Consider the following 7,834-nt stretch of genomic DNA (forward strand, 5'->3'; position numbering starts at 1 on the left):
TCCAAATCCCATTCGTAAGCTGTATGTAAAACAAATCAAAAGGAGTGGGAAAAATGAAAATGAAAAAATGGTTAGCGCCAGTATTAGGTTTGGTATTAATAGTTTCGCCAGCGACGGGGGCATATGCGGCAGAAACAGCACCAACAGTCAATACACCTGCATCTGATTTGAGAGCGACATTCGATTACTTACTATCGGAACACTACGCATTAGCAGTGGACACGATGATTAAAACATATGATGGCAATAAAGCGGCACCAGAAGCAGCCAAAGCATTAGATCAAAATGCGAAAGACATGGAACCCGCAATTGCATCCATTTACGGTGAAGAAGGCGGCAAACAGTTCGAAGCGATCTTCGCACCACATAACGCAGCAACAGACGATTACGCACAAGCAGTAAAAGACGGTGACAAAGCCGCACAAGACGCAGCAACAAAAGAAGTAGATAAATTCGTAAATGATATGGCGGCCTTCCTATCGACAGCAACAGGCGGTAAATTACCAGAAGCAGGCGCCAAACAAGCACTTGCCGAACATGAGGCAGACGTTCAACAGGTATTCGATCAATACGTCGCAAAAGATTACGAAGGCGCCTATAAAACATACTTAGCAGGTTTCGAACAAATTTTTGGTGCTGGAAAAGCGATTTCAGGAGCAATTGTAGCGCAAAATCCAGATAAATTCGATAACACAAAACCAGATACAGCCGCAGCTGACTTACGCTCAACTCTGACGATGCTCGGAAGCGAACATTTCGCGCTAGCAACTTTAAGCATGGAAAAAGGCTATGACGGCGATCCAGACTACGATTACGTAAACTGGGCACAGGATCAGAACACAGCCGCATTTAAAGCCGCATTCACATCGATTTACGGCGCAGATGCAGGCAATCAATTCGAAAAACTGTGGACTACAAACCATATCAATGCCCAAGCGGACCTAGCCGCAGCGACCGCAGCAAAAAATACCGATAACGAGCAAAAAGATAAAACAAGACTCACCAACACATTTGCCAATGACTTCGGTAATTTTCTAGCAACAGCAACAGACGGAAATCTTCCGGCCAAAGATGCCATCGCGGCAGTAACGCAGCATGAAACAACGGTAACCGACACGTTCGACAAATATGTCTCTGGTGATTACTCAGGTTCATATGCATCCTACCGAGAAGGTTATAAGTTGATGTCAGGTATCGGCGAAAACCTTGGTGGTGCAATCGTTACCCAATTTCCAGACAAATTCAGTGACACGATGCCGACAAGTATGCCTAATACAGGGATGGGCGATGGCGAACAAGCTAATAATAACCTAGCTATTTGGATCAGCCTCAGCGCTATCATCTTAGCAGGAGCAGGATTTATCATTTTTCGTCAACAAAAGAAACAACACCGCCAATAAAATGAGGTGAAACCAATGAAAATTTTTCTAACGAGTATCACTGCGATCGTTGCGATTATAATTTTAGCCTTCGCGATGCATCCATTTGCGACGGAAGAACCTCCAACAATCCAGGTGAAACATGACCAACAACCCGCAAAAGGAAAAATCGTAAGTCGAATTGCTGAATTCCCAATCTACGCCAATCAACAACGGGAAATCGAAACCCTCCGAACTGCTAAGCAAAAACAACAAACAGGAATTATCCCAGTTCGGATTAAAATTCCGGCAATTCAGGTCGATGCGCCAGTGATACAAGTTGGAAAAACAACCAATGGCCAGATGGAAGTGCCAAACAATACCGTCGAAACTGGTTGGTATAATCCGGGCTATAAACCTGGAAGTCTAGGAAACGCAGTTATTGCAGGTCATGTAGATAGCAAAAAAGGAGCTGCTGTATTTTTCTATCTGAAAGAGCTCCAAGCCGGCGATGAAATTTTGCTAGCAGATAAATCGGGTAGAAAACTAACGTTCGCCGTTCAAAGCAAGAAAAGCTATCTAGCCGAAAAGGCGCCAATCAATCAAATATTCGGCTCGTCGACAAATCGCTTGTTGAATTTGATTACATGTACAGGCACGTTCGATTATGAGCGGCGGACGCATATCGACCGACTAGTGGTGACGGCGAAATTAGTAAATGACACCGCGCTGAAAAAGGAAGTTCCGAAAGCTCCGACCAATGTGAAGCGGTCAGGCGATTCCGTCACATGGTACGCAAATCGGGCACCGGATGTGGTTGGTTACCGAGTTTATCAAGTAGAAGCTGAGAAAAAAGTGAAGATAGCAAGTGTAGCGGCTAATGAGAGGAAGAGTGTTGAGGCTAAAAGGGGAGAAGGGACGCGGTTTGTTGTGGTTTCGGTGAATAGTGATGGTGGGGTGTCCAGGGATTCTGGGAGTGTGGATTGATTACTAGGATCTTGTTAATTACCTCTGGGAAAAGCTGAGCCACAATATGCATGTAATCCGTGCGAAGCAGGCGCGCCCCCTCGAAGCTTGGATGGAAGCTGGAGGTAGAGAATAGTGTTTTGGTGCTTCTGAGTAGGGCAATCATGCATGCGGGGACGCTCCGTTTTCTGACGTATTATCGTTTCCAGATCTAGCTTTGTTGTGGTTCTTGAAAAGCGTTTTTTGCTTTTTTAGAACCTCAATATGCAGTTGAATGAAATGAAGCTGCCTTCCTTTTTGCTGGCTCCTCGAAAATTTCGTGACCTCCGCAAAAACCAAGTGCAGGTTTTCCCTGCGCCCCCTAACAAATTCTGTCGAGGCAAAACGTGCTGTTTCCGCTTTTCGTCATTTCTCATCAAATTCTAACGTAACCCTCACTAAAATTTTGCTTTAGTCGGGTATTATATGTTTATAAGCTAATAACAAGCAAAACTAAGTTTCATTTTTTCCCTTTTTAAAATGAAAACTTAACACTCCCTTTTTGACCAGCGTGGTTACTCCCTTTTCCGCGCTGGTTTTTTGTTGCGTTCTAAAGGCAATGTGGGTCTCGGAATGTGGATATTCATGCTATACTAATATAAAAAAGAGGTGATTTTGTTGAGTAAGCTATGGCAAACGACGCATCCTACCATGATTATGGGAATCTTGAATGTCACGCCGGATTCGTTTTCGGATGGTGGGAATTACATAACGGAACAACAAGTGAAAGACAAAGCGGTTCAAATGGTGCAGGAAGGTGCCGCTATTATCGATATCGGTGGTGAATCAACGAGACCTGGTTACCGTGAAATCCCGATTGATGAAGAAGTAAAGCGTGTTGTCCCGGCGATCAAAGCTGTGCGAGAAGCGTTGCCAGATGTTTGGATTTCAATCGATACGTGGAAATCGGAGGTGGCAATTGCTGCCATCGAAGCAGGTGCGGACATTATTAACGATCAATGGGGCGCTAAAAGAGATCCGGAAATAGCCAAAGTAGCCGCTGCATTCGGGACGCCAATTATCTTAATGCATAACCGAATTAATCGTGATTACGATAATTACTTTGAAAATGTGAAACAAGATTTGCAAGCAAGTATTGATATCGCTAAGCAAGCAGGCGTTCCAAATCACCATATCCTGCTAGATCCTGGTTTTGGTTTTGTTAAAACACCAGCACAAAATCTCGAAGTTTTGCGAAGAATCGATGAAATAGTCGCCCTAGGTCATGAAGTTTTGCTAGGAACGAGTCGCAAATCGACCATCGGCTTAGTTCTCGATTTACCTGTAGAAGAACGTATGGAGGGGACTGGGGCAACAGTGGTTTACGGACAAGTCAAAGGCTGCACGATTTTCCGAGTGCACGATGTGAAACCAATTGCGCGCATGATTACGATGACAGACGCGATTCTTGGTAATACCGAGGCGCCAAACAATTAAGGAGGAACTTTTAAAATGGATAAAATTTATTTAAACGAACTAGCTTTTTACGGATATCACGGCGTTATGCCAGAAGAAAATACGTTAGGTCAAACATTCATCGTCTCGCTCACGCTGGGTTTATCCACTGAAAAAGCGGGAAAAAGTGATGAAGTAAGCGACACCGTCAGTTATGCAGAAGTATACGAAACCGTAAAAGAAATCACAGAAAACCAGCGATTCCAATTAATCGAGGCGCTCGCAGAAACGATAGCGACAGAAGTTCTGGCAGGATATCCACTATTAAAAGAAATCACCGTCAAAGTCATCAAGCCAAACCCGCCAATTCCTGGTCACTATCACTCTGTAGCGGTTGAAATAACGCGTACAAGGAGTGGGGAAATTGCCTAAAGCTTATTTATCGATTGGCACAAATATCGGAAATCGCCAAGAAAATCTGGAAAATGCCCTAAAAGCGCTACAAGCCGAGTCTGGGATAATCATCGAGAGCGTTTCTAGTGTGTACGAAACCGATCCAGTTGGCTTCGAAGATCAAGAGTCGTTCCTGAACATCGCTGTAACCATCCAAACAACACTAGATCCAGAACCTCTTTTACAAAAAGGCTTAGCGATCGAGTCCGAACTAGGCCGTGTGCGTCTTATTCGCTGGGGCCCGCGCCTCATTGATATCGACTTACTTCTATATGATAGCGTCAGGCAACAAACGGAAATCCTCGAATTACCACATCCAAGAATGACAGAACGCGCTTTTGTCATGATCCCGCTACAAGAAATCGCGCCAGCCATCGCAGAACCACTTTTGCAAGAAGAGGTATTAGCTGATCAAGGAATCCACAAAACAGACATCCAATTAGACTGGTAAAATAGACACTTGCGCTTTTCACTAGATATGTTACCATAACACTATTGTTTTAAAAGGAGAAAACAAACCGCTGACATCATGGATCGCGTATCCCAGCGGTTATTCTATTTCAAGAAAGAAGGAACATTTTTATGTGGAAAATTGGGAATGTGCCCATTAAAAATAGAGTCGTCGTCGCACCAATGGCAGGAATCTCGAATTCCGCATTCCGTCTAACGGTCAAAGAATTCGGCGCAGGGCTCGTCTGCTGTGAGATGATAAGCGATAAGGGAATCGCGCAACGTAACGCCAAAACACTCGACATGCTCTATATCGACGAAAAAGAAAAGCCGCTAAGCCTACAAATTTCCGGTGGTGAAAAAAATACATTAGTAGAAGCCGCGAAATTTGTATCAGAAAATACGACCGCGGACATCATCGACATCAACATGGGTTGTCCAGTAAACAAAATCATTAAATGTGAAGCAGGCGCGAAATGGCTTCTTAATCCCGATAAAGTATACGATATGGTGGCCGCAGTAGTAGATGCAGTTGACAAGCCAGTCACCGTGAAAATGCGTATCGGCTGGGACGATGAGCACGTGTTTGCTGTCGAAAATGCCCAAGCCGCAGAACGCGCAGGAGTAAGTGCCATCGCGATGCACGGCCGAACCCGCGTTCAAATGTATGAAGGTGAAGCAGATTGGAACGTTCTAGCCGAAGTCAAAAAGAACATTTCTATCCCATTCATGGCAAATGGAGACGTCCAAACACCAGAAGATGCCAAAGCTATCCTTGAGCAAACCGGTGCAGATGGGGTGATGATTGGCCGTGCTGCACTGGGCAACCCATGGATGATTTACCGGACTGTGCGCTATCTAGAAACCGGCGAACTACTCCCAGAACCAGAACCGCGTGAAAAAATCGAAACAGCCTTACTTCATTTACGCCGTCTCATCGCAATAAAAGGCGAAAAAATTGCCGTCCGCGAATTCCGTCAGCACGCAGCATACTATTTAAAAGGCGCGCGCGGAAGCACTCGAGCCAAGGTTGCTGCAAACCAAGCTGAAGAGTATATCCAAATGGAAGCTATTTTAAGAGGATTCGTCACACAATATGAAGAAAAAAATTTGGCGAAACAATAAAAACGCCTTATGACTAGAGATTCCAGTCTAATTTTTCAACCCAAAGTTGTCTCACTACATCCTGAGGCAACTTTTTTTAAATAAAACTAGAAAAATCAACCCAATTGAGCGTATAATGAAACTATCTGTATAACTTGAAAAGAATAGGAGTGTCAAATATGTCCAACGAGAACCATGAAGAATTAAACGACCAGCTAATCGTTCGTCGTGAAAAACTAGATACATTACGAGCAGAAGGCGTAGATCCATTCGGTGCAAAATTCATCCGGACAATTAGTCCAGAAGAAATCGTAACCCAATATGAAGGTAAAACGAAAGAAGAACTAGAAGAAGCGGCGATAGAAGTTACCGTTGCTGGACGTATCATGACCAAACGTGTTAAAGGAAAAGTAGGTTTCACGCATATTCAAGATCGTTTCCATCAAGTTCAGATTTACATTCGTAAAGATGGCGTTGGAGAAGAAACCTACGATATTTTCAAACTAGCAGATTTAGGCGACATTGTAGGTATTAAAGGAACGATTTTCCTAACTAATACAGGCGAACTATCCGTAAAAGCAACGGAATTCACGATGTTAAGCAAATCATTGCGCCCATTACCAGACAAATTCCACGGCTTAAAAGACGTAGAACAACGCTACCGTCAACGCTACCTGGACTTAATAACCAACTCTGAAAGCCAACAACGTTTCGTGATGCGTAGCAAAATTATGCAATACACACGTAACTACCTAGACAACATTGGCTACTTAGAAGTCGAAACTCCAGTTCTGCACAACATTGCAGGAGGAGCAGCCGCAAAACCGTTCATAACGCACCACAACGCACTAGATATGCAACTATATCTCCGTATTGCCCTAGAACTTCATCTAAAACGCCTTATAGTAGGTGGAATGGATAAAGTATATGAAATTGGACGCGTATTCCGTAACGAAGGCGTATCTACTAGGCATAATCCAGAGTTCACCATGCTAGAAACTTACGCAGCCTTCGAGAATTTTGAAGATATCATGGAGCTAGTAGAGGGTCTGATCTCAACAGTGTGCCAAAAACTACACGGTACCACTATCATCACATACGGTGAAGAACAAATTGACCTAACACCGAATTGGACACGTCTGCATATGGTAGATGCGGTAAAACAATATACAGGTGTAGACTTCTGGAACGTTCAAACAACAGAAGAAGCTCAAGCCTTAGCTAAAGAACACAACGTACCGATTACAAAACATATGACATACGGGCATATTCTTAATGAGTTCTTTGAAGTATTCGTCGAAGAAAAGCTTATTCAGCCAACATTCATCTATGGACATCCAATAGAAATATCCCCATTAGCCAAAACAAATAAAGATGATGCTAGGTTCACGGATCGTTTCGAAGTATTCATAGTAGGGCGCGAGCACGGTAATGCCTTCTCAGAACTTAATGACCCAATTGATCAGCGTCAGCGCTTTGAGGCTCAGGTATCAGAACGCGAGCATGGCAATGATGAAGCGCATAGTATGGATGAAGAATTCCTAGAAGCGTTAGAATACGGTCTCCCACCAACCGGAGGACTAGGCATAGGTATGGACAGATTAATCATGCTTCTAACCAATGCACCATCTATCAGAGACGTCCTATTATTCCCGGCGATGAAATCAAGAGATTAAGCGGAGAAATCGCGTTTTTGAGAGCTTTCAAAAACGCGATTTCCCATTAGAAAAAGAGCTTTTGAAAAAAACTTTTTAAAATGTGAACTTTTTTTGTCAAATATGCTTGCCAAGGTCTCGAAAACGTGATATATTAGTAATCGTTCCAGCAAACAGATAAAAGCAACTAAGAGTCAAAAATACTTTTTTGAAAAAAGTTCTTGACAAACATCGCTAGGAAGTGTAAGATATAAGAGTTGCTGCTAAATGAGTTTAGCGCTTCTAGATGACCTTTGAAAACTGAACAGAAACAAAGATAAAACCAATAGAGACAGTGATGTTTCTAGGTAAGAATCGCAGGGCGGAAATAGAAAGCTATTTCCAAAAGTAATACTAGTAAAGTAATTTGCTAGC

The 7,834-nt window shown here is 43.3% G+C and carries 7 protein-coding genes; all 7 read left to right on the forward strand.

The features are described from left to right. The first annotated feature begins 53 nt into the window (after positions 1-53). The 7 genes from HPK16_RS10835 (at position 54) to lysS (ending at position 7,441) form a co-directional block, all read left to right on the forward strand. Entirely contained in the window at positions 54-1,400 is a 1,347-nt protein-coding gene (locus tag HPK16_RS10835) for a copper amine oxidase (RefSeq protein ID WP_181676980.1), read from the forward strand. Positions 1,401-1,415: 15 nt separating this feature from the next. Beyond that, complete coding sequence (locus HPK16_RS10840; protein ID WP_181676981.1) at positions 1,416-2,345, forward strand: class F sortase; 930 nt, start codon at positions 1,416-1,418, stop codon at positions 2,343-2,345. Between the two features lie 669 nt (positions 2,346-3,014). Beyond that, complete coding sequence (folP, locus tag HPK16_RS10845; RefSeq protein WP_181676987.1) at positions 3,015-3,800, forward strand: dihydropteroate synthase; 786 nt, start codon at positions 3,015-3,017, stop codon at positions 3,798-3,800. 15 nt (positions 3,801-3,815) lie between these two features. Further along, on the forward strand, positions 3,816-4,190 hold the full coding sequence (folB, locus tag HPK16_RS10850; RefSeq protein WP_181676982.1) for a dihydroneopterin aldolase: 375 nt from the start codon (positions 3,816-3,818) through the stop codon (positions 4,188-4,190). Further along, positions 4,183-4,662 (forward strand): 2-amino-4-hydroxy-6-hydroxymethyldihydropteridine diphosphokinase, encoded by a 480-nt coding sequence (folK, locus tag HPK16_RS10855; protein ID WP_181676983.1) that lies wholly within the window; start codon positions 4,183-4,185, stop codon positions 4,660-4,662. Before folB ends, folK begins: the two co-directional genes overlap by 8 nt. 131 nt (positions 4,663-4,793) lie before the next feature. Further along, positions 4,794-5,786 (forward strand): tRNA dihydrouridine synthase DusB, encoded by a 993-nt coding sequence (dusB, locus tag HPK16_RS10860; protein WP_181676984.1) that lies wholly within the window; start codon positions 4,794-4,796, stop codon positions 5,784-5,786. A gap of 158 nt (positions 5,787-5,944) precedes the next feature. Then, the gene (lysS, locus tag HPK16_RS10865) at positions 5,945-7,441 is read left to right on the forward strand and encodes a lysine--tRNA ligase (protein WP_181676985.1); all 1,497 of its coding nucleotides are present in this window, start codon (positions 5,945-5,947) and stop codon (positions 7,439-7,441) included. Positions 7,442-7,834 lie beyond the last annotated feature (393 nt).

It is taken from the genome of Paenilisteria rustica, assembly GCF_013820765.1.
Classification (GTDB): Bacteria; Bacillota; Bacilli; order Lactobacillales; family Listeriaceae; genus Listeria_A; species Listeria_A rustica.

Excerpts from the sequence above, each read along its gene's own strand:
- dusB (WP_181676984.1), top strand. The coding sequence starts at position 4,794 with ATGTGGAAAATTGGGAATGTGCCCATTAAAAATAGAGTCGTCGTCGCA.
- folP (WP_181676987.1), top strand. The coding sequence starts at position 3,015 with ATGATTATGGGAATCTTGAATGTCACGCCGGATTCGTTTTCGGATGGT.
- folB (WP_181676982.1), top strand. The coding sequence starts at position 3,816 with ATGGATAAAATTTATTTAAACGAACTAGCTTTTTACGGATATCACGGC.
- lysS (WP_181676985.1), top strand. The coding sequence starts at position 5,945 with ATGTCCAACGAGAACCATGAAGAATTAAACGACCAGCTAATCGTTCGT.
- HPK16_RS10835 (WP_181676980.1), top strand. The coding sequence starts at position 54 with ATGAAAATGAAAAAATGGTTAGCGCCAGTATTAGGTTTGGTATTAATA.
- HPK16_RS10840 (WP_181676981.1), top strand. The coding sequence starts at position 1,416 with ATGAAAATTTTTCTAACGAGTATCACTGCGATCGTTGCGATTATAATT.